The sequence below is a fragment of the Mesorhizobium sp. M0047 genome (assembly GCF_040323315.1).
Taxonomy (GTDB): Bacteria; Pseudomonadota; Alphaproteobacteria; order Rhizobiales; family Rhizobiaceae; genus Mesorhizobium.
Window position 1 is genome coordinate 60,258 of sequence record NZ_JAMYUW010000016.1, and the last position, 18,524, is coordinate 78,781.

The 18,524-nt window shown below is 62.4% G+C and carries 21 protein-coding genes and 1 pseudogene; 10 read left to right on the top strand and 12 right to left on the bottom strand.

What is annotated here, in order from left to right; translation table 11 throughout:
* The first annotated feature begins 109 nt into the window (after positions 1 to 109).
* Both NKJ89_RS17390 and NKJ89_RS17395 read left to right on the top strand, forming a co-directional pair.
* Positions 110 to 910 (top strand): glycoside hydrolase family 25 protein, encoded by an 801-nt coding sequence (locus NKJ89_RS17390; protein WP_352604209.1) that lies wholly within the window; start codon positions 110 to 112, stop codon positions 908 to 910.
* Positions 911 to 1,091: 181 nt separating this feature from the next.
* Positions 1,092 to 2,270 (top strand): lytic murein transglycosylase, encoded by a 1,179-nt coding sequence (locus NKJ89_RS17395; RefSeq protein ID WP_352604211.1) that lies wholly within the window; start codon positions 1,092 to 1,094, stop codon positions 2,268 to 2,270.
* A 122-nt stretch (positions 2,271 to 2,392) separates the two neighbouring features.
* Here the strand turns inward: NKJ89_RS17395 and NKJ89_RS17400 are convergent, their stop codons facing one another.
* Positions 2,393 to 3,613 (bottom strand): alanine racemase, encoded by a 1,221-nt coding sequence (locus NKJ89_RS17400; RefSeq protein ID WP_023756988.1) that lies wholly within the window; start codon positions 3,611 to 3,613, stop codon positions 2,393 to 2,395.
* Positions 3,614 to 3,823: 210 nt separating this feature from the next.
* On the opposite strand from NKJ89_RS17400, the pseudogene NKJ89_RS17405 reads away from it, so the two are divergent.
* A pseudogene (locus tag NKJ89_RS17405) lies at positions 3,824 to 4,722 on the top strand (DMT family transporter).
* Between the two features lie 439 nt (positions 4,723 to 5,161).
* On the opposite strand, the gene metF reads toward NKJ89_RS17405, so the two are convergent.
* Together metF and NKJ89_RS17415 are read right to left on the bottom strand one after the other, a co-directional pair.
* Positions 5,162 to 6,079: a methylenetetrahydrofolate reductase [NAD(P)H] gene (gene metF / locus NKJ89_RS17410; protein WP_352604213.1), complete on the bottom strand. Its 918-nt coding sequence runs from the start codon at positions 6,077 to 6,079 to the stop codon at positions 5,162 to 5,164.
* On the bottom strand, positions 6,079 to 7,086 hold the full coding sequence (locus NKJ89_RS17415; RefSeq protein ID WP_352604311.1) for an ArsR/SmtB family transcription factor: 1,008 nt from the start codon (positions 7,084 to 7,086) through the stop codon (positions 6,079 to 6,081). Before NKJ89_RS17415 ends, metF begins: the two co-directional genes overlap by 1 nt.
* Before the next feature lie 177 nt (positions 7,087 to 7,263).
* On the opposite strand from NKJ89_RS17415, the gene tsaA reads away from it, so the two are divergent.
* Together tsaA and NKJ89_RS17425 are read left to right on the top strand one after the other, a co-directional pair.
* Complete coding sequence (tsaA, locus tag NKJ89_RS17420) at positions 7,264 to 7,803, top strand: tRNA (N6-threonylcarbamoyladenosine(37)-N6)-methyltransferase TrmO (protein WP_352604215.1); 540 nt, start codon at positions 7,264 to 7,266, stop codon at positions 7,801 to 7,803.
* Positions 7,800 to 8,114, top strand: a complete 315-nt coding sequence (locus tag NKJ89_RS17425) for a DUF2293 domain-containing protein (RefSeq protein ID WP_352604217.1) — start codon at positions 7,800 to 7,802, stop codon at positions 8,112 to 8,114. The genes tsaA and NKJ89_RS17425 overlap by 4 nt, the downstream gene beginning before the upstream one ends.
* 6 nt (positions 8,115 to 8,120) lie before the next feature.
* Here NKJ89_RS17425 and NKJ89_RS17430 read toward each other — a convergent pair whose 3' ends face one another.
* Entirely contained in the window at positions 8,121 to 8,624 is a 504-nt protein-coding gene (locus NKJ89_RS17430; RefSeq protein ID WP_352604219.1) for a hypothetical protein, read from the bottom strand.
* A 154-nt stretch (positions 8,625 to 8,778) separates the two neighbouring features.
* Here NKJ89_RS17430 and NKJ89_RS17435 point away from each other — a divergent pair, with 154 nt between their 5' ends.
* Positions 8,779 to 9,732 (top strand): D-amino acid aminotransferase, encoded by a 954-nt coding sequence (locus NKJ89_RS17435; RefSeq protein ID WP_352604221.1) that lies wholly within the window; start codon positions 8,779 to 8,781, stop codon positions 9,730 to 9,732.
* A gap of 129 nt (positions 9,733 to 9,861) precedes the next feature.
* Entirely contained in the window at positions 9,862 to 10,701 is an 840-nt protein-coding gene (locus tag NKJ89_RS17440) for an SDR family oxidoreductase (protein WP_352604223.1), read from the top strand.
* A 47-nt stretch (positions 10,702 to 10,748) separates the two neighbouring features.
* On the opposite strand, the gene NKJ89_RS17445 is transcribed toward NKJ89_RS17440, so the two are convergent.
* Together NKJ89_RS17445 and NKJ89_RS17450 are read right to left on the bottom strand one after the other, a co-directional pair.
* Positions 10,749 to 11,366: an MOSC domain-containing protein gene (locus NKJ89_RS17445; RefSeq protein ID WP_352604225.1), complete on the bottom strand. Its 618-nt coding sequence runs from the start codon at positions 11,364 to 11,366 to the stop codon at positions 10,749 to 10,751.
* 8 nt (positions 11,367 to 11,374) lie between these two features.
* Entirely contained in the window at positions 11,375 to 12,016 is a 642-nt protein-coding gene (locus NKJ89_RS17450; protein ID WP_352604227.1) for a TetR/AcrR family transcriptional regulator, read from the bottom strand.
* A gap of 123 nt (positions 12,017 to 12,139) precedes the next feature.
* Here NKJ89_RS17450 and NKJ89_RS17455 point away from each other — a divergent pair, with 123 nt between their 5' ends.
* The 3 genes from NKJ89_RS17455 (at position 12,140) to NKJ89_RS17465 (ending at position 13,670) form a co-directional block, all read left to right on the top strand.
* Entirely contained in the window at positions 12,140 to 12,562 is a 423-nt protein-coding gene (locus tag NKJ89_RS17455) for a tautomerase family protein (protein WP_352604229.1), read from the top strand.
* Between the two features lie 19 nt (positions 12,563 to 12,581).
* Complete coding sequence (locus tag NKJ89_RS17460) at positions 12,582 to 12,980, top strand: VOC family protein (protein WP_023756977.1); 399 nt, start codon at positions 12,582 to 12,584, stop codon at positions 12,978 to 12,980.
* A 114-nt stretch (positions 12,981 to 13,094) separates the two neighbouring features.
* Entirely contained in the window at positions 13,095 to 13,670 is a 576-nt protein-coding gene (locus NKJ89_RS17465) for a methyltransferase family protein (RefSeq protein WP_352604231.1), read from the top strand.
* 4 nt (positions 13,671 to 13,674) lie between these two features.
* Here the strand turns inward: NKJ89_RS17465 and NKJ89_RS17470 are convergent, their stop codons facing one another.
* From NKJ89_RS17470 to ettA, 6 genes are all read right to left on the bottom strand, one after another.
* A complete protein-coding gene (locus NKJ89_RS17470) occupies positions 13,675 to 14,796 on the bottom strand; it encodes a beta-ketoacyl-ACP synthase III (RefSeq protein WP_023756975.1) in 1,122 nt (373 codons plus the stop codon).
* Positions 14,797 to 14,920: 124 nt separating this feature from the next.
* Complete coding sequence (locus NKJ89_RS17475; RefSeq protein WP_352604233.1) at positions 14,921 to 15,256, bottom strand: hypothetical protein; 336 nt, start codon at positions 15,254 to 15,256, stop codon at positions 14,921 to 14,923.
* Positions 15,257 to 15,361: 105 nt separating this feature from the next.
* Positions 15,362 to 16,153, bottom strand: coding sequence for a trans-aconitate 2-methyltransferase (tam, locus tag NKJ89_RS17480; RefSeq protein ID WP_352604235.1), 792 nt, complete (start codon positions 16,151 to 16,153; stop codon positions 15,362 to 15,364).
* Positions 16,150 to 16,416: a type II toxin-antitoxin system RelE family toxin gene (locus NKJ89_RS17485; RefSeq protein WP_023756972.1), complete on the bottom strand. Its 267-nt coding sequence runs from the start codon at positions 16,414 to 16,416 to the stop codon at positions 16,150 to 16,152. The genes tam and NKJ89_RS17485 overlap by 4 nt, the downstream gene beginning before the upstream one ends.
* Entirely contained in the window at positions 16,413 to 16,661 is a 249-nt protein-coding gene (locus NKJ89_RS17490) for a DUF6290 family protein (protein ID WP_352604237.1), read from the bottom strand. The genes NKJ89_RS17485 and NKJ89_RS17490 overlap by 4 nt, the downstream gene beginning before the upstream one ends.
* Positions 16,662 to 16,720: 59 nt before the next feature.
* A complete protein-coding gene (gene ettA / locus NKJ89_RS17495; protein ID WP_023756970.1) occupies positions 16,721 to 18,370 on the bottom strand; it encodes an energy-dependent translational throttle protein EttA in 1,650 nt (549 codons plus the stop codon).
* Positions 18,371 to 18,524: the final 154 nt, after the last annotated feature.

The following is an 18,524-nucleotide window of genomic DNA, read 5'->3' on the forward strand; positions in this document are numbered from 1 at the left end:
GGATAGGTTGGGGGCGATGCTGTGGGGCGATCGCTCGGAGAGGCCAGTCGAGGGGGCCACCCGCAACAAAACCCATCAGCGACCGGCTGAATCCGGTTCGGGAGTTGCGATGCGCCGTCTTGCGGTCCTTTTCGTGCTGACACTGCTTGGCGCCTGTTCGACCGTTGACGACCTCTCGCCGCTGTCGCCGTCCGCGTCGAACAGTCAGGCGGTCGCCGTGCGCGCGCCGCGCTTTGCCGATTCCAAGCCGCATGAATGGGAAAGCGGCGCGCCGTGGAGCTACGCTGTCCACGGCACCGATGTCTCCAAATACCAGACCTCGGTCGACTGGCCAGCGGCCAGGGCCAGCGGCATCTCCTTCGCCTTCATCAAGGCGACCGAGGGCGGCGACCGTTTCGACGACTATTTCAACGAGCATTGGGCGCGCACGAAGGCCAACGGGATTCCGCGCGCGGCGTATCATTTTTACTATTTCTGCACCCCGGCTGCCGTGCAGGCGCGCTGGTTCATCCGCAACGTCCCTGTCGATCGCTCGGCAATGCCACCGGTCCTCGACATGGAATGGAACCCGCAATCGCCGACCTGCAAGCTGCGTCCCGACGCGGCCACGGTGCGCGCGGAGATGACCACCTTCCTCGAAATCGTCGAACGGCACTACGGCAAGAAGCCGATCATCTACACCTCGGTCGACTTCTTCGACGACAACGAACTGGCGAGCTTCGGCGGGTATCCCTACTGGCTGCGCTCCGTCGCCGGCCATCCGCGCGAGAAGTATGGCAGCCACCCTTTCACCTTCTGGCAGTACACTGGAACCGGCATCGTTCCGGGCATGACCGGCAAGTCCGACATCAACGTCTTCAACGGCAGCGAAGCCGCCTGGAACAAGTGGCTGCGGCAGAACACCCGCTGACATCGTGACAAAGGCGGCGAAGCCTCGGGAATAAGGTCTGCGGCAGAAGAACCGTTGACACCGGGGCTGCCGCCTGCTTTTCGACACAGGCAGCGGTAAAGAGTGCAACCGCAGGCAATTCAGGGCGTTGGGCTTCCCGGCGAAGCACGACAAATGCCCCATTCGTTTCGAGAGGAAGCTGATGCGACTGCGTTCTCAAGCCCTCGCGGCGCTGTTCCTGTGCGCCTCGGCCTTGCCGGCGATGGCGCAGGAATGCGGCGGCGACTTCGAAGCCTGGAAGCAGGGCGTGGCGGTGGAAGCCAAGGCGGCTGGCGTTGGCCCAGTCGGTCTCGACGCGCTGGAGGCCGCAGCCATTGACGAGAAGGTTCTCGCACGTGACCGCGCCCAAGGCGTCTTCACCCAGACCTTCATCGAATTCTCCGACCGCATGATCTCGGCCTACCGGCTGAAGCAAGGTGCGGCGAATCTGACGAAATACGCCGATGTCTTCGCCCGCGCCGATCGGCAGTTCGGCGTCCAGGCGCCGATCATCGCCGCGTTCTGGGCACTGGAGACCGATTTCGGCGCCGTACAGGGCGATTTCCACACGTTGAGCGCCTTGGTGACGCTTTCCCATGATTGCCGCCGACCGCAACTGTTCCGGCCACAACTGATGCCGCTTCTGCAATTGATCGATCGCGGCGTGGTGCCGGCCGACGTCAAGGGTGCCTGGGCCGGCGAGATCGGCCAGACGCAGATCCTGCCGTCCGATTATCTGGCGCGCGGGGTCGATGGCGACGGCGATGGCAAGGTCGACCTGCGCGGCAGTGTGCCGGACGTGATCATGACCACCGCCAACAAGGTACTGTCGCGTGGCTGGAAACGCGACGAGCCCTGGATCCAGGAAGTCCGCGTGCCCGAAGACATGCCGTGGGACCAGACCGGTCGCACCAACAAGCTGCCCCTATCGCAATGGGCACAATGGGGCATCACCAACCCCGACGGCACGCCGCTGATCGACAACGGCCTCAAGGCCGGCTTGGCGCTGCCTATGGGCCGCAAAGGCCCCGCCTTCCTCGCCTATGACAATTTCGACGTCTATCTCGAGTGGAACCAGTCCTTCACCTACGCTCTGACCGCGGCCAATCTCGCCGCCCGGTTGGCGGGAGCAAAACAGTTCGACCCACGCAATCCCGAGACCGGTCTCGAGAGCGAGCAAATGAAGGCTTTGCAGACAAAGCTCGAAGCCAGGGGCTACGACGTCGGCACAGTCGACGGCATCCTCGGGACCAACACCCGCGAGGCGATCCGCAAGGAGCAGATGCGGCTAGGTTTGCCGGTGGACGGCTGGCCGACGCCGGAGCTATTGGCAAAGCTTTAGCGAATAGCGAATAGCGAATAGCGAATAGAAGGTAGCCTTTCTTGCTGCTGTCTCAGCAATCTTTCCCTATTCGCTACTGGCTATTCCCTATTCCCTATTCCCTATTCCCTATTCGCTATTCGCTATCCCGCCATCGTCTCCAGACTCGCAAACCCCTGCGGCACATCGCCCTCGTCGAAGGGCGTCGTGACCTCGACGAAGGTGTCGGGGTAAAAGCCGTTGAAGCGGGTCCTTAGCGACAGCGAATAGGCACCGATGTGGCCGATCTCGATCCAGTCGCCGGTGTCGACGGTTTCCGGCAGCCAGAACGGCCGCGACAGGATGTCGACGGAATCGCAGGTCGCGCCGCAGACCTTGAAAGGCACGATGCTCTTTTCCTCGCCATTGCGCGAGCGGATTGCCGGATCGGGAATGAAACGCGCCGGCAGGGTGATCTTGCCGGTCCATGAATCCGACAGCGATGCCCAGATGCCGTCATTGATGTAGAGCCGCTTGCCCTTTCGCAGCAGCACCCGCACGATCAGCGACAGGCAGCGCGCCACGATCACGCGGCCGGGCTCGGCCACCAGCGGCATCTGGTCGAACTGGTATTCCTTCAGGTCGCCGGACAGCCGCGACATAATCTGGCCGAGCGACGGCATCTCGATCTGCTTGCGGTTGGGATCATGGCCGTATTCGGCGGGAAAACCGCCACCGACATCGAGCCCGGCAATATCGAAAGTCAGCCGGTTACGCACCCAGTCGGCCGACGCAAGCGCCCGCTCATAGGTGTCGGGATCCTCGATCTGGCTGCCGACATGGAAACACAGGCCGACCTTGTAGCCGGTACGGTTCAGCCGCTCGGCGAGTTCGATGGCATAGGCCGGCCCGGCGCCGAACTTCTTCGATAGTTCGTAGGCGGCATGCCCCTTGGTCTGCACCCGCACGAAGACACTGATCGAGCTCGGATCGACGTCGAGCGCCCGCACCACGCGGGTCAGCTTGGTGATCTCGTCCTCATGGTCGAGCGAAATGACGCGAATGCCGTACTTCTCCAGTGCCAGCTTGATGTCCGACTGCGCCTTGACCGGGTGCATGTAGAGCATCTCGGCATCGGCAGAGACCGCGCGCACGGCGGCGAACTCGCCCGGCGAAGCCACATCGAAAGCCTTCACGCCGGCCTCGACCAGGGTCTTCAGCACGATCTGCTCGCCATTGGTCTTGACCGCATAAGCGGTCTTGCCGGGGAACATGCCCATGAACTGTTTGGCATCGGCGATCAGCACCTGCGGGCGGAAGCAATAGACCGGGTCGTCCGGACGAAGCGCCAGTGCCGCCTCGCGGGCATTTTCGAATCGCTGCATCGACGAATCCTTGACCTAGCCTGCGCACAATTAATCCAAGCTAGCGGCTAATGAAAACAATTCTGTGTCTCGCGGCGCTGTCGCAGCGGAGCTAGGTCTTGGCGTGAAGGCTTGCCATCAATCAGGTTTCGGGTGGCCCTTGTGGCCGGATCCGATATGCGTTTCGCCTGACCGACTGGCATTCAGGCCGTCTGGGGGGAGAACGATCACATGGCGATAGCCGGGGCGACTGCATCACGCGGGCCGATGGTGCTCAAGGATTGGGGCCAGCTCCTGCTGCTCGGTGCAATCTGGGGCGGCTCGTTCTTCTTCGCCCGCATCGCTGTGGCGGAACTCCATCCACTGGTGCTGGTGCTGCGGTCGCGCTGCATACCTATCTCGGCCTGCGTGGCCCCTCCTTCCGACTCGCGCTTCCGCATGCCGGCCTGTTCTTCCTGCTGGCACTCACCAACAACGTCGTCCCCTTCTCGCTGATCTTCGCCGGCCAGACGGAGCTTGGCGCCGGCGTTGCCTCGGTGCTCAACGCGACGACGCCGTTCTGGACATTGATCCTGGCCAATGCGTTAACATCAGACGAAAAGCTTTCCTGGAACAAGCTCGCCGGCATTGCGCTCGGCATCGCCGGCACAGCTGTGATGATCGGCCCCGGGCTGCTTGCCGGGCTCGGCGGCCCGGTCTGGGCCAAATTCGCGCTGATCGGCGCTTCGCTGTCCTATGGCATTGCCCTGATGGTCGCCCGCCGCTTCAAGGGCGTGCCCTCGCCGGTCATCGCCACCGGGCAATTGACCGCCTCGACCATCATCATGATTCCGATCGTGCTCTTCACCTATGGTCCAGCAGGCCTGTTCTCGGCCTCACCGCCGGTGTGGGCCGCGGTGCTGGCGCTGGCGCTCTTGTCCACCGCCTTCGCCTACATCCTCTATTTCAACCTTGTTGCCTCCGCCGGCGCCACCAACGCGTCGCTGGTCACGCTCATCGTGCCGGCCAGCGCCATGCTGCTCGGCTTCCTGTTCCTCGGCGAGCGGCTCGAATTGTTCGAAGTCGGCGGCGTGGTGCTGATCGCCCTTGGCCTCGTCACCATCGACGGACGACTGTTCGCAAGACGTTAGCCGTGCGTCCAACTGGACGCGCCGTAGCGCGAAAGTCGATTCGACTTTCGCGGGGGTAGCGCTGCCATGACACGACAGAGACACATCACCGCCATAATTTATTCACAGGTCTGAAGCCGGTTTTTGCCTAGGAGTTTCAACGCCTAACGGCAAAAGACGGGTCGCGAATTTCACAATCACGTCGCAATGCAGCATATTTTCCGCTTGCCTGTGGCACAAATGAAACTAGACTCCTGGACATAGCTCTTTAAGAGGAGGCTATGTCATGGGACTTACGAGGCCTATCAACGCATTGATGATCTGTGCTGCGTTCGCCTTTATCGGAGCCCTCATTATGGGTTTCCTTCCCTGACCGCCAAAGCGGGGAAGACCAGCACCCAAATAGTCCAACCAATTCAAAAGGCCGGGTTTTTCCCGGCCTTTTGTTGTTGAGCCTGGCTCATGCAGCGGCTGATCCGGCGGCCGCCGCCTCATGCGAGCGGATGCCGATCATATGGCAGATGGCAAAGACCAGATCGGCCCGGTTCATCGTATAGAAGTGGAAATCGCCGACGCCGCGCTCGACCAGGTCCATGACCTGTTCGGCCGCCACCGCCGATGCCACCAGCGCATGCGTCTGCGGGTCCCGGTCAAGGCCCTCGAACCGTTCCGCCAGCCAGCCGGGCACATGCGCGCCCGCCCTCGCGGAAAAGTTCGCGACCTGCTTGAAACTGTGAACCGGCTGGATGCCCGGCACGATGGGGATGTAGATGCCGGCGCGGCGGACGCGCTCGACATAGCGCTCGTAGAGATCATTGTCGAAGAAGAACTGGGTGATCGCCCGCGTCGCGCCATTGTCGACCTTGCGTTTCAGCATCTCGATGTCGGTGGCGAAATCGGGGCTTTGCGGATGCTTCTCCGGGTAAGCCGCGACGGAGATGTCGAAATCCGCGATCGACTTCAGCCCTGCGACCAGCTCCGCGCCATTCTCGTAGCCACCGGGATGCGGGCGATAGGGTTCGCCGACGCCGGAGGCCGGGTCGCCGCGCAGCGCCACGAACCGGTTGATGCCGATCGACTTGTAGTCCTGGATGACCGCGTCGACCTCGCCGCGCGTTGCACCGACGCAGGTCAGATGCGCCGCGGCAGGAATATCGGTTTCCGTCAGGATGCGCTTTACGGTGCGGGCGGTGCGCTCACGTGTCGAGCCGCCGGCGCCGTAGGTCACCGAAACGAATTTCGGCTTCAGCGGCTCCAGCCTTGTGACTGTGTCCCAAAGCCTGGCCTCCATATCGTCGGTCTTCGGCGGAAAGAATTCGAAGGAAACCCTGACCTTGTCGCCAATATCCGGGCGGCGGGAAAAGCGGAACTGGTTCATCAGGCGGTTTCCCTTATCTGCTTGCTGTCGTTGGAAGGATCGGCGATCAGCAGCCGCCGGTCGCGGCCAAGCCAGAGTTTCACGGTGAGCCTGGCCTCGTTACCGCCGCGCGGCTCGAACTCCTGGGCATCTTCGAGATCGAGCCCGGCTTCCGCAAACCAATCGATGATCTGCCGGTCGGAAAAGCCGAGCCGCACATGCGCATGCTCGTCGCGCAGGAATTCCAGCGTGTGCGGCGCGAAGTCGACGATGACCAGGCGCCCGGCCGGGCGCAAAAGCCGCGCCGCCTCATGGATGGCGCGGGCGGGATCGTCGAGATAATGCAGCACCTGGTGCATGGTGACGAGATCGAAGGCGTCGCGCTCAACCGGCGGCGCGAAGATATCACCCTGCCGCACCTGCGCGTTTGAAACGCCGGCCTTGTCGAGATTGGCCCGTGCCACGGTCAGCATTTCGCGCGACATGTCGATGCCGACGCCGCGCCGGTAGAGTGGCGAGAAGATTTCGAGCAGCCGCCCGGTGCCGGTGCCGAGATCGAGCATGGACTGGAACGGCCGCTTGCCGACCAGCTTCAGCATGGCGGCTTCGACGGCGCGATCCGGCACGTGCAGCGAACGGATATGGTCCCAGCTCGCCGCATTCACGGAAAAATACTGGACCGCCCGGTCCTGCCGCTTGCGCTTGACCGAGGCCAGCCGTTCGAGGTCGCGTTCAACCTGCGGATCGGCATCGCGAATGCCGGAAACCAGCCCCATGACGAAGTCACGTGCGGAATCCGCGTCCGACAGGCGGAAGAAGGCCCATGACCCTTCCTGATAGCGGCCGATCAGCCCGGCCTCCAGCAGGAGCTTCAGGTGCCGCGAAACGCGCGGCTGCGACTGGCCGAGAATTTCGGTAAGATCGGAAACAGTGAGGTCGCCGCGCGACAACAGTGCCAGTATGCGCAAGCGGCTGGATTCGGCCGCCGCCTTCAACGTATCCACCATGGTGTCGAGCGAGACATGCATCATCGTATTCTCTTTGAAAAGATATAAACATATGTTTATGTCGATTTTCAAAACCTTGCAAGCGCTATGTCGCTGCCGGACAAGAAAATGCCGCATGCGTGATTCTCGATGCATGTCGCCTAAAAGGATGTCGCGGTTTGAGATCGCGACCATGCACCAACAAAAAAGATGAGCGGAATGACCGGATCGCGTGAGATGTTCGAGGAACGCGAAGGCGAGCGTAGGCTGGAAAGCGATCCGGCATCGATGCCGCCGGATGGCGGTATCGTCTTCATCGGCCGCATCGCTTCGCCATGGGCGACGAGGAAAACCTGCCCGAAGAACATGCGTGCCGCGCGCGAAACCGGACAGCCCGCGGTGCTGACCATCGACGCGCCCTATCGCGAGGGCCTGCAAGGGCTGGAACGGGCCAGCCACGTCATCATCCTGTCCTGGCTGCATCACGCGCCAAGAGACCTGATCGTGCAGAAACCGCGCCATGCAGTTGAAGCGAAAGGCGTATTTTCGCTGCGCTCCCCGGCCCGCCCAAACCCCATCGGGCTGCATGTGGCCAGGCTGGTGGGGCTCGACCAAGACACCGGCCGCATCGATCTCGACGCCATCGACGTGCTCGACGGTACGCCGGTCATCGACCTGAAACCCTATTTCGCCTCGACCGACGCTTTTGCCGAGGCAACCGTTGAAGGGCGCGACGAGCCCGATCGGATCCGGCCATGACGGCGCCGACCGGCCGCCGCCGCGCCATTGCCAAGGCGCTGACGGCACTTCTGCCGCTGGCGCCCTATGCCGATATGGAGAAGATCCGCACCGACGCCGGTGCGGTCCACATGAAAGCCTTGCCGCCGGGCATCGCCGTATGGCTGGCGACGATAGCCCACATCCGCCACATGCACACCGACTATGAGAAACTGCTGGCCGAAGGTTACGATCGCGACTCGGCGCGTTTCTTCGTCATCGAGCAGACCAACATCGTGCTTACCCGCTGGCGCGCGACACGTCTGCTCGATGCCGATGACGAGGAGGATTGAACGCAATCATTTCCGCGCGAGCACGGCTACCGCATTGTAAGGCTGACCGTCGGCTTGGCCGACCCAGGTCCAGGATAGGTTTCCCTTGAAAAACCTGACGGTGACGTCGCCGCCGTCGATGCACTTGTCCTGACCGTAGGTGATGCTCTCGTGATATTCCGCCGACGTATCGTCCCTCGACGTCTGGGACAAGGATCCGCCGCAGCCGAGCGACGGGTAGTCGATCGACGCGCCGCCATCCTCGATCGTCATGGAGATCGACCAGTCGGCCCCGGCATCGCCGGCCGGGCTCTGGTGGCCGTTGCCGACCCAGGTGCCGCTTAGCGACGGCACATTCACCGCGCAAGGCAGGTTCTGGAAGATCGGCGTCAATTCGCTGCCGGTTTTCTCGCAGCGATAGGTCTGGCCGCCCTGGCACAATTCCTCGCCTTCGCGCGCGCACTGGGCGCTGGCTTCGCCCGCGGCGGCGAACATCATCATGGCGGCTACGCCGGCCTCAAGCTTGCCCATCTTCCCCTCCGTTCAGAACCGGAATGGTAGTGCAATTCCAATCCAATGTATCGTTCAGACCATCATGGAGGCCGAACAGCGTCGAGCGGTTGGCTCTATGCCTTCTGCCCAGCACCGCTAGCCTGCTGGCCTCGCCTTGCGTCAGGAGGTACCAATGAGGGAGACGATGAACGAGATGCAACTGCCCATCGTCGGCGACCGCCATCTCGACCCACATTCTTACCCCGAGGGCGTCGCTTTCCTTGACGGCCAATACCTGCCGATGTCGCAAGCCAAGATCTCGGTGCTGGACTGGGGCTTTCTGCATTCCGACGCCACTTATGACACCGCGCATGTCTGGAAAGGTCGTTTCTTCCGGCTCGACCTGCATCTGGACCGCTTCTTCGGCGGGCTGGACAAGCTGCGCATGACGATCCCCTTCGACCGCGAAGGCGTGACCGAAATCCTGCACAATTGTGTGGCGCTGTCCGGCCATCGCGCCGCCTATGTCGAGATGCTGTGCACGCGCGGCGCCTCGCCGACCTTCAGCCGCGACCCGCGCCAGGCGATCAACCGGTTCATGGCGTTCGCCGTGCCATTCGGTTCGGTTGCCAATGCAGAGCAGTTGCAGCGCGGCCTACGCGTCGCCATCAGCGACAAGGTGCGCATTCCGCCGGCTTCGATCGACCCGACGATCAAGAACTACCACTGGCTCGATCTGGTGCGCGGCCTCTACGATGCCTATGACCGCGGCGCCGAGACCGCGTTGATTCTCGACTTCAACGGCAATGTCGCCGAAGGCCCGGGCTTCAACGTCTTCTGCGTCAAGGATGGCAAACTGTCGACGCCTTCCATTGGCGTGCTGCCCGGCATCACAAGGCGCACCGTCTTCGATCTTTGCATCGAACAAGGTCTTGCGGCCGCCGCCACCAATGTCAGCGTTGCCGCATTACGTGACGCCGACGAGGTTTTCATCACCTCCACCACCGGCGGCATCATGCCGGTGACGGAGGTCGACGGCGTCCGGATCGCTGACGGCACGGTCGGCGCGGTCACCAGCCGGCTGATGGCACTTTACTGGGAGAAGCACGACGACCCGGCATGGTCGAGCCCTGTGAATTATCCCTGATCGACCGGCGTCCTGTAAAAAGATTCGCCTCGGCCTCTGGAAAATCAGGCGATAGACCGTATATGCCTCAAAGCGGAGTAGCCTCCGTTTCCACCGAAATCACGCCCGCAGGGGCAAGGACTCCACACTATGACAAACAAGGTTTGGTTCATCACCGGATCGTCGAAGGGCTTTGGCCGCGTGTGGGCCGAGGCAGCACTAGCGCGTGGCGACCGCGTTGCCGCGACCGCCCGCGATGCCGGCACGCTCGCCGATCTCGTCGAGAAGTACGGCGAAAACATTGCCGCGATGAAGCTCGACGTCACCGACAAGAAAGCCGTCGATGCCGCTGTCGCCGAGGCGCACAGGCGCTTTGGCCGGCTCGACGTCGTCATTAACAATGCAGGCTATGGCCATTTCGGCGCCATCGAAGAAGTCAGCGAGCAGGAAGCCCGAGACCAGATCGAAACCAATGTCTTCGGCGCGCTCTGGGTCACGCAGGCAGCGCTGCCGATCATGCGGGCGCAGCGGTCCGGCCACATCATCCAGATCTCGTCGATCGGCGGCGTCAACGCCTTTGCCTCGCTCGGCCTCTACCACGCCTCGAAGTGGGCGCTGGAGGCGCTCAGCCAGTCGCTGAGCATCGAGGTCGCGGAATTCGGCATCCATGTCACGCTGGTCGAACCCGGTGGTTTCTCCACCGATTGGGCCGGCCCGTCGGCAAAGGTCTCCCAACCGATCGAGGCCTATGCGCCCGCCCGCGCCAAGATGGCAGAACGCCGCGCCAATTCGGTCGCCGGCGATCCCGAGGCCACCGGGCCGGCCATGCTGGCCATTGTCGACGCCGCCGAGCCGCCGCTCAGGGTATTCTTCGGCGACGGCGGCTTGCCGATGATCAAACAGGAATATGCAAACCGCATCGCCACCTGGGAAACGTGGGACCACGTTTCCATCATGGCGCAAGGCGAGAAGAAGAACCGCAAGGGCTGAAGCCCAGCGCTTTTGCTACGCCGCTCCATGGGCGGCGTAGCCTACTCTCAGGCTTGATAGATCCATTGTTCCGGTACGCGTACCGATATCTCTTCGCCGGCCCGGATCGTTCCCGGCTTCTCGACCCAGGCGACGACGCCACGCAGCCGCTTTGCCGCCTTCGGGAACAACAGCGCACCGGCCTCGATATCGGCCATCTCTGCATGTTCGGCGATCGAACGGCCGGCGATTCGGCAAGGGCCGTTCTGCGCGTCGACCTTGATCGTCACGCCGCCCTTGAAGAACAGCAGCGTGCCGGGCGGCAGCATTGAGAGGTTTGGCACTCCTTCGATCACCAGGTTGGCGCCGATCCACTCCGGCTTGATCTCGGCCAGGCTCATCCGTTCCGCGACGATGGCGAGTTCATCCAATGCCACGATCGATATCTGCCGTTCGTTGCGCATTTCGGTGCCGCGCGGATACCAGGGCTCGCGCCCGCCCGAACGCCGCGTCGATCCGGCATGGAAATCGCCCGCTATGCCGTCGAAACCCAGCCGCAATTCGTCCGCCGGGCGCGTCTGGAAATGATCCGATGGTGCCGCGTAAAGTGCTGCCGCCTTGGCGACAAGCTTTCGCGCGGGGACGATTTCAACCGGCTTTTCAGCTTCGGGGAAGAGATCCAGCATGGCTTCATTCATTCCTTGGATGATGCCGCTTGCTTTTGCCCTTCGGCTGGCAAGGCCGCAAGAGCGGTTTGGGCCAAACCGCGCAACTCTTCGACCGAAGCGCCGTCCCGAGCCTGGATCGACATGCCGTTCATCACGCCGGCAAGGTATTTGGCGAAGCCCTCGACCGAGAGGTTTTCCGGGAGGTCGCCCACTGCCCAGCCCTTGGCCAGCCGGGCTGCAATCGCCGCTTCACTTGCCTTGCGATAGATCTTGAGTTCATCGGCGATGGCTTGCGCCTGCGGCGAGGCTGCCAACGCGCCGCTGACGAACAGACAGCCAGCAGGCTTGCCGGGCCTGGAATACGCCTCCGCCGCGCCGAGCAGCAACCGCCGGATCGCTTCCCGCGTCGATACCGGCGCGCTCAGCGCTTCCAGCGCAAACCCAATCTCGGTTTCGTGGTAGCGCGTCAGTGCCTTGCGGAACAAGGTCTCCTTGTCGGTGAAGGCGTTGTAGATCTGCGGCGGCGTCAGCCCCATCGCCTCGCGTAGCATGGCCAGCGACGTCGCCTCATAGCCATGCTCCCAGAACAGATGCATCGCGGCATCCAGCGCCCGGTCGGGGTCGAATGCGCGCGGCCGTCCGCCACGGGGCTTTTCCAAATCTTCCATATCGATCGATACGAAACCTGTTGACTCACCTTCTTCTTGTAACGTAACAATTGATACGAAACATCGCAAGCCGGACGAATATCCGCCGGAAGCTATGCAAACCAGCGAACAGGAGAGAGCCAAATGCCAATCACCGTGACCGCGCCGGAAGGCGTACTGACCCCTGCGGGAGAACGCGAGATCCTGCCGCGTCTCAGCACCGCCCTCATCGAAGCCTCGGGCGCCACCGGCAATCCGTTCTTCACCGCGATCGTCGGCGGCACGGTCCATGTCCTGCCGCTTCATCGCATCTACGCCGGCGGCGTCAATCGGCCGGTCGTGATGGTCGAGCTGAAGCTGCCCAACATCGGCCTCGGTTCGATCGAAGCTCGAAATAGCTTCATCACCGCAGCCGCCGGGATCGTCGCCGAGCTTTGCGAGCCAAACCACCGGCCCGAAGACACCTGGATCAACATCGTCAACGCACCCGACGGCGGCTGGGGGATCGGTGACAGGCAATATACGGGCGAGGCGCTTATCACTGCCGCCACCGCCGCCGCGCACTGATCCGGCAAAAAGCAAACCCATGCGGCTCTCCCCTTCCCTGTTCTTCACCACCAATTGCGAACCGGCACTGACCTTCTACGAGCAGTGCGGCCTTGGCCGGGGGACGATCCTGCTGCGCTGGGGCGACAACGATATGCCGGTGCGAACCGAAGCCATGCGTGGAAAGGTGCTGCACGCGCGGTTCGAAGGCCCAGGCGTCCTGTTCCACGCTTCGGACAATGACGATGCGGAGCCAATGAAAGGCTCCGCCTTGATGCTGGAATTCGACGACCTGACCGCGATGCGCGGGCTTTTCAACCGCATGGGTGAGGCTGGCCGGATCACCGTCCCTCTGGCGAGGCAAGTTTGGGGAACCAGGTTCGGCATGCTGGTCGACGCCTTCGGCGTGCAGTGGATGTTTAACTGTCCCAATGAATGAGGTCCGCTGCGGGTCACGATCTTCTTACCTGAATCGAACCACTCCCACACAGCGCCGCATTGCCGCCGCGCTGTGCCGGCTACATGATGCCTCCGAACCATCGCGGAGGGTCTCATGCGTCCCGGGACGGCAATCACGCTTCTTTGGCTGATCTGGGTGGTGTCGTGGGCCGCTGCCGCCTTCTGGGCCGACAAAGCCTCGAAGCGTGCCGGCTTCCGGGCCGAGGCGCCTTACCGCGCGGCTCTGATGACCGGCACCATCCTGCTCTTCATTCCGGCGCATAACTATGTCGGCCGGCTTCGCCTGTGGTCTCCCAACCTTGCCGAAGCCTGGATTTGCGTCGCACTGATTGCCGTAGGCTTCGCCCTCTGCTGGTGGGCGCGCCTGCATCTCGGTCGCTTGTGGTCGGGCACCGTCACCGCCAAGGCCGGGCACCGTGTCGTCGACACCGGCCCGTACGGCCTCGTCCGCCATCCGATCTACACAGGACTGCTTTTGGCCATCCTTGCCACCATGGCGGCGAAAGGCACTGTCTGGGGTGTTGCCGGCGCCATCCTGCTGACCATCGGCATCGTCATGAAGGCAAAGCTCGAGGAACGCTTCCTGCGCAGCGAGCTGGGCAGCGCCTATGACGACTACATCAGGCGGGTACCGATGCTGGTGCCGTTCGCACCGGTCGGACACGAATAGCTCTCTACAGCATCCTGAGAAGCGCGCCGCCTATCGAATAGCCCGCGCCAAAAGCGCAGATCAGGCCGAAATCGCCGGGTTTCATGTCGGCGTGGTTCTCCGAAAGTGCAACGATGGCGCCGGCGCCCGCCGTGTTGCCAAGCCGTTCAAGCACCATCGGCGCGCGGTCGTGATCGACCTCGTGGCCGAATGACAGTTTCAGGATCATTGCATTCATCCGCGCATTGGCCTGATGCAGCCAGAAGCGCCTCACCGCCTGTGGCGTCAGGCCGTGCTCGGCGAGGAATTCCACGATGAACTTCTGCCCGGCAACGGTGACTTCCTTGAACACCCTGTTACCGACCTGCTTGATCAGATTGCCTTCCAGGTTGATCATGTAGGGATCGTCCTGGGCGGTTCGGGTGTGGTAGCCGAGATTGGTGCGGATGTTGTTCGACATCTGCGTCCAGATGCGTGTGTCCAGCACCTCGAAACGCCCAGGCCGTTTGTCGCCCTGAGCAAGTCCCTCCACCACCATCGACACCGAGGCATCGCCGAAGATGAAATGCGTCTGCCGGTCGCGGAAATTGAGATGGCCGGTGATGATTTCCGGCGTCGTCACCAGAATGCGCTTGTGCGCGCCCGAGCGCACCAAATTCACTGCCATGTGAAGGGCCGCCGCGGCGGACGAACAGCCAAGCCCCATGTCGAATCCGGCGCCCTTGGTGCCCAGCGCCTCCTGCATTTCGACGGCGATCGCCGGATAGGGCCGCTGGTGATGCGAGGCCGAGCAGATCACAAGGTCGATATCGGACGGGTCTAGGCCAGCATGGTCGAGAGCCTTCTTGGCCGAGGCGATACCGAACTCGGCTTCAAGCGACAACGCATCGTCGGGCCGTGCCGGAATGCGCGGCGCCATGCGGGTCGGATCGAGAATGCCCTCGCGCTCGATGACGTGACGGGTGCGCACGCCCGAAGCGTGGACGATGAAGTCACTGTCGGATTTCGGCAGCGGCGGCTCGCCGGTGCCCAGGCGGCGCGCATTCTCCATGTCGACCCAGGCATTGAAGCTGGCGACCAGTTCTTCATTGGTGATTGTGGCTTCAGGGATTTCAACGCCGATGCCGCTGATGATGACGCGATGCATATATCCAGTCCGTCCGGCGTTCCAGGCTTCATGTGGACGCCGGAATGCGCCGGCGCAACAGTTTTCTCACCGCGGCGGTTTACACCGGCTTAAACCAAAGGTTTAGGCCGACTTAAGCCAATCCTCACCAAGCGCACATCTTGGTGTTGGTCTGCGGGTTGTTCCAGCAGGCACCATCGTCGCGGCTGCGCACGAACTGCCCCGGCAGCGGCACATTGCGGTGGCCGAGATTGACATAACCATAGGCAAAGCCCGGCTCGTCGATCTCCAGAACATAGGTCGGATAGCCCGGTGACGAGATGCGGAAACTGCCGGCGCCGTCAATCGAGCGATAGCTGCAGGCGAAATAACCGTCATCGCTGGTGAAGCAGCGCGCCCGCTTGGCCTCCGCCGAGATCGAGAACGCCAGAAGTGCCGCCGCGCACACGCCACCGCCGAAAAGCATCTTTTTCAGTGTCATTATCCACCCCTGCCACGCGGGCATTGTCATCCCAGGATGACTGAAATGCGCATGGCGGCGACACCCGGTCAAGCGGCGCAATGTTACGCCGTGCAACGTGGATAATCAGGCCCGTTTGGCGACGATGAAGATGCGCGGAAAGCGCAAAAGCACCTTGCCGCTCGCCGTCTTCGGATAGGCCTTGGCGATCTTGGCCGTGTAGCTGTCTAGGAACAGCGCCCTCTCATTCGCATCGAGCGGGTCGACAAAGGGCTTCAAACCCGTCGACTTCACCCATTCGACGATCGCCTCGGCGTCGGCAAGCGGGTGGTTGTAGATCGTGTGCCAGATGTCCAGCCGATCGCTGAGCGGCGAAAGAAGGTCATAGTAGAACGACACCGATGGCAGGGGCGCGCGCGCCGCGCCCTTCATCTTGGCGGCAAACGGCATTTCGGCGGCGGTTTCCCGCATCAGCCGGTGCGAGTCCTCGCCCATATTGTCGGGCATCTGGACGGTCAAGGCGCCACCCGGCGCCAGGAAGCCCATCAGCCGCTGGAAGACCGCGGGATGCTCGGGCAGCCATTGGAACACCGCATTGGCGAAGATCACGTCGACCGGCTCCGCCGGCTGCCACGTTGAGGCATCGGCGAGATCAAAAGTGACCTCGGGGAGACGCGCCTTCGCCTTCTCGATCATGTCGGGCGAAGTGTCGAAACCGCTTACCTGCGCATTCGGCCAGCGCGCGACAAGCAGCTCGGTCGAATTGCCCGGCCCGCAGCCGACGTCGACGACCCGGCGCGGAAAATCCACCGGCACTTGCGCCACCAAGTCCCGCGCGGGCCGCGTGCGCTGATCCTCGAATTTCAGGTACTGAGCGGCTGACCAATCGGGCTTTTGTAAAACGCCGCCGTTATTCATCGATAGACCTCGCGACGGTTGCCTATTTCCACGACCAGGACGACAAGACGGCTATCCCAGAACTGGACGATGATGCGGTAGTCGCCGACGCGAAATCGCCAAGCTTCTTCTTTGGTCGCGGTCAGACGCTTGGCCAGAACTTTCGGATCGGGATGCGCCGAAACTCTTCCAGAGAGGAATTCCAGGATTCGGCGCTGGTCTTTTGTCGAAAGCCGCTCAATATCTTTTTTGGCTCGCAGCGTGAACTCGACACGCCAACTCATCCAGCGGCGGGCTTCTTGCCGCGCTCCTCGACTTCACGAAGTTCAAGCTTGCGGATCATCTCCTCCAGCGGGACACGAACGCCGTCATCATTCCTGATGCGCTCCTCGGCAATCCTGGCGTCCTGCCAATCCTCGATAGCCTCGAGGATCGCATCAACTGCGACCTGATCGGCCGTGCGACCGCTGGCCTTGGCCATGTCGGCTAGGAGCTTCTCGGTCTTTTGCGGCAGTTTGACTGTGATCATGTCCAGCTCCGTCAGGCCAATTTAGGTCAAACGCCGATCACCCGCAACGGCTCTGCCCCTTACCGCGTCAGCCTCTTGTAGGTCATGCGGTGCGGGTTGACGGCATCCGGCCCGAGGCGGCGGATCTTGTCCTGCTCGTAATCCTCGAAATTGCCTTCGAACCATTCCACGTGGCTGTCACCCTCGAATGCGAGGATGTGCGTCGCCAGGCGGTCGAGGAACATGCGATCGTGCGAGATGATGACCGCGCAGCCGCCGAAGTTTTCCAGCGCGTCTTCCAGCGCGGCCAGCGTTTCCGTATCGAGATCGTTGGTCGGTTCGTCAAGCAGCAGCACGTTGCCGCCGGTCTTCAGCATCTTGGCGAGGTGCACGCGGTTGCGCTGGCCGCCCGAGAGATTGCCGACCTTCTGCTGCTGGTCGCCGCCACGAAAGTTGAACGACGCGCAATAAGCACGCGTGTTGGCCTCGAACTTGCCGAGTTTGACCACTTCGGCGCCGCCGGAAATCTCTTCCCACACCGTCTTCGACGGATCGAGCGCATCGCGGCTCTGGTCGACATAGCCGAGCTTCACCGTTTCGCCAACGCGGATCGTGCCGGCATCCGGCTTTTCCTGGCCGGTGATCATGCGGAACAGCGTCGTCTTGCCGGCGCCGTTCGGGCCGATGACGCCGACGATGCCGCCGGGCGGCAGCTTGAATTCCAGCCCGTCGATCAAAAGCGTATCGCCAAAGCCCTTCGACAGGCCCTCCGCCTCGATCACGACATTGCCGAGCCGCTCGCCATGCGGAATGACGATCTGTGTATCGCTCGGACGCCGCTTGTCGGCTGCATCCAGAAGATCCTGGAACGCCTGGATACGCGCCTTGGATTTGGTCTGGCGCGCCTTCGGGCTCGACTGGATCCATTCGCGCTCGCGGCCGATGGCGCGCTGACGGGCATCGTCCTCGCGGCCTTCCTGCTTGAGCCGCTTGGCCTTGGCTTCGAGGTACTTGGTGTAGTTGCCCTCATAGGGAATGCCGCGGCCGCGATCGAGTTCGAGGATCCAGCCGGTGACATTGTCGAGGAAGTAGCGATCGTGCGTGATGATCATCACGGCGCCCGGATAGGCACGCAGATGCTTTTCCAGCCACGCCGTGGTTTCGGCGTCGAGATGGTTGGTCGGTTCGTCGAGCAGCAGAAGGTCGGGCTGGCGCAGCAAGAGCTGGCAAAGCGCTACGCGGCGGCGCTCGCCACCCGAAAGCTTGGTGACTTCTGAATCCTTGGGCGGGCAGCCCAGCGCTTCCATCGCCATCTCGACCTGTTGTTCGAGATCCCACAGGTTGAGCCGGTCCATCTCGTCCTGGAGCTTGGCCGACTCGTCGGCCGTCTCGTCGGAATAGTTCATCATCAATTCGTTGTAGCGCTCGATGATGGCGGTCTTGGCGGCGACGCCTTCCATGATGTTTTCGAACACGGTCTTGTTCGGATCGAGGGCCGGCTCCTGTGCCAGGTAGCCGACAGTGGCGCCTTCAGCCAGCCAGGCTTCGCCGTTCCACTCCTTGTCGAGCCCGGCCATGATCTTGAGGATCGTCGACTTGCCCGACCCGTTGGGGCCGAGGATGCCGATCTTGGCGTCCGGATAGAAGGACAGATGGATGTTCTCGAGCACCTTCTTGGTGCCGTAGGCCTTGTTGAGGCCGGCCATGTGATAGATGAACTGGCGTGCCACGCGCGCTTTCCCTGAAAAACTGACTGATCCAGAAAACTGACTGGATTTGTCGAATTGAGTGGAGGTTGGCCGCTATGTAGGCGATGCGGCGGCGAACGGCAATCGCTTTTGCCACATCTGGGCGGTCACGTGGACAAGCGCGCACTGCCGGGAC

What these genes read in the sequence shown, in the direction of transcription:
- NKJ89_RS17390 (WP_352604209.1), top strand. Translation starts at nt 110, where the DNA reads ATGCGCCGTCTTGCGGTCCTTTTCGTGCTGACACTGCTTGGCGCCTGT.
- NKJ89_RS17395 (WP_352604211.1), top strand. Translation starts at nt 1,092, where the DNA reads ATGCGACTGCGTTCTCAAGCCCTCGCGGCGCTGTTCCTGTGCGCCTCG.
- NKJ89_RS17400 (WP_023756988.1), bottom strand. Translation starts at nt 3,613, where the DNA reads ATGCAGCGATTCGAAAATGCCCGCGAGGCGGCACTGGCGCTTCGTCCG.
- metF (WP_352604213.1), bottom strand. Translation starts at nt 6,079, where the DNA reads ATGAACCAGTTCCGCTTTTCCCGCCGCCCGGATATTGGCGACAAGGTC.
- NKJ89_RS17415 (WP_352604311.1), bottom strand. Translation starts at nt 7,086, where the DNA reads ATGCATGTCTCGCTCGACACCATGGTGGATACGTTGAAGGCGGCGGCC.
- tsaA (WP_352604215.1), top strand. Translation starts at nt 7,264, where the DNA reads ATGACCGGATCGCGTGAGATGTTCGAGGAACGCGAAGGCGAGCGTAGG.
- NKJ89_RS17425 (WP_352604217.1), top strand. Translation starts at nt 7,800, where the DNA reads ATGACGGCGCCGACCGGCCGCCGCCGCGCCATTGCCAAGGCGCTGACG.
- NKJ89_RS17430 (WP_352604219.1), bottom strand. Translation starts at nt 8,624, where the DNA reads ATGGGCAAGCTTGAGGCCGGCGTAGCCGCCATGATGATGTTCGCCGCC.
- NKJ89_RS17435 (WP_352604221.1), top strand. Translation starts at nt 8,779, where the DNA reads ATGAGGGAGACGATGAACGAGATGCAACTGCCCATCGTCGGCGACCGC.
- NKJ89_RS17440 (WP_352604223.1), top strand. Translation starts at nt 9,862, where the DNA reads ATGACAAACAAGGTTTGGTTCATCACCGGATCGTCGAAGGGCTTTGGC.
- NKJ89_RS17445 (WP_352604225.1), bottom strand. Translation starts at nt 11,366, where the DNA reads ATGCTGGATCTCTTCCCCGAAGCTGAAAAGCCGGTTGAAATCGTCCCC.
- NKJ89_RS17450 (WP_352604227.1), bottom strand. Translation starts at nt 12,016, where the DNA reads ATGGAAGATTTGGAAAAGCCCCGTGGCGGACGGCCGCGCGCATTCGAC.
- NKJ89_RS17455 (WP_352604229.1), top strand. Translation starts at nt 12,140, where the DNA reads ATGCCAATCACCGTGACCGCGCCGGAAGGCGTACTGACCCCTGCGGGA.
- NKJ89_RS17460 (WP_023756977.1), top strand. Translation starts at nt 12,582, where the DNA reads ATGCGGCTCTCCCCTTCCCTGTTCTTCACCACCAATTGCGAACCGGCA.
- NKJ89_RS17465 (WP_352604231.1), top strand. Translation starts at nt 13,095, where the DNA reads ATGCGTCCCGGGACGGCAATCACGCTTCTTTGGCTGATCTGGGTGGTG.
- NKJ89_RS17470 (WP_023756975.1), bottom strand. Translation starts at nt 14,796, where the DNA reads ATGCATCGCGTCATCATCAGCGGCATCGGCGTTGAAATCCCTGAAGCC.
- NKJ89_RS17475 (WP_352604233.1), bottom strand. Translation starts at nt 15,256, where the DNA reads ATGACACTGAAAAAGATGCTTTTCGGCGGTGGCGTGTGCGCGGCGGCA.
- tam (WP_352604235.1), bottom strand. Translation starts at nt 16,153, where the DNA reads ATGAATAACGGCGGCGTTTTACAAAAGCCCGATTGGTCAGCCGCTCAG.
- NKJ89_RS17485 (WP_023756972.1), bottom strand. Translation starts at nt 16,416, where the DNA reads ATGAGTTGGCGTGTCGAGTTCACGCTGCGAGCCAAAAAAGATATTGAG.
- NKJ89_RS17490 (WP_352604237.1), bottom strand. Translation starts at nt 16,661, where the DNA reads ATGATCACAGTCAAACTGCCGCAAAAGACCGAGAAGCTCCTAGCCGAC.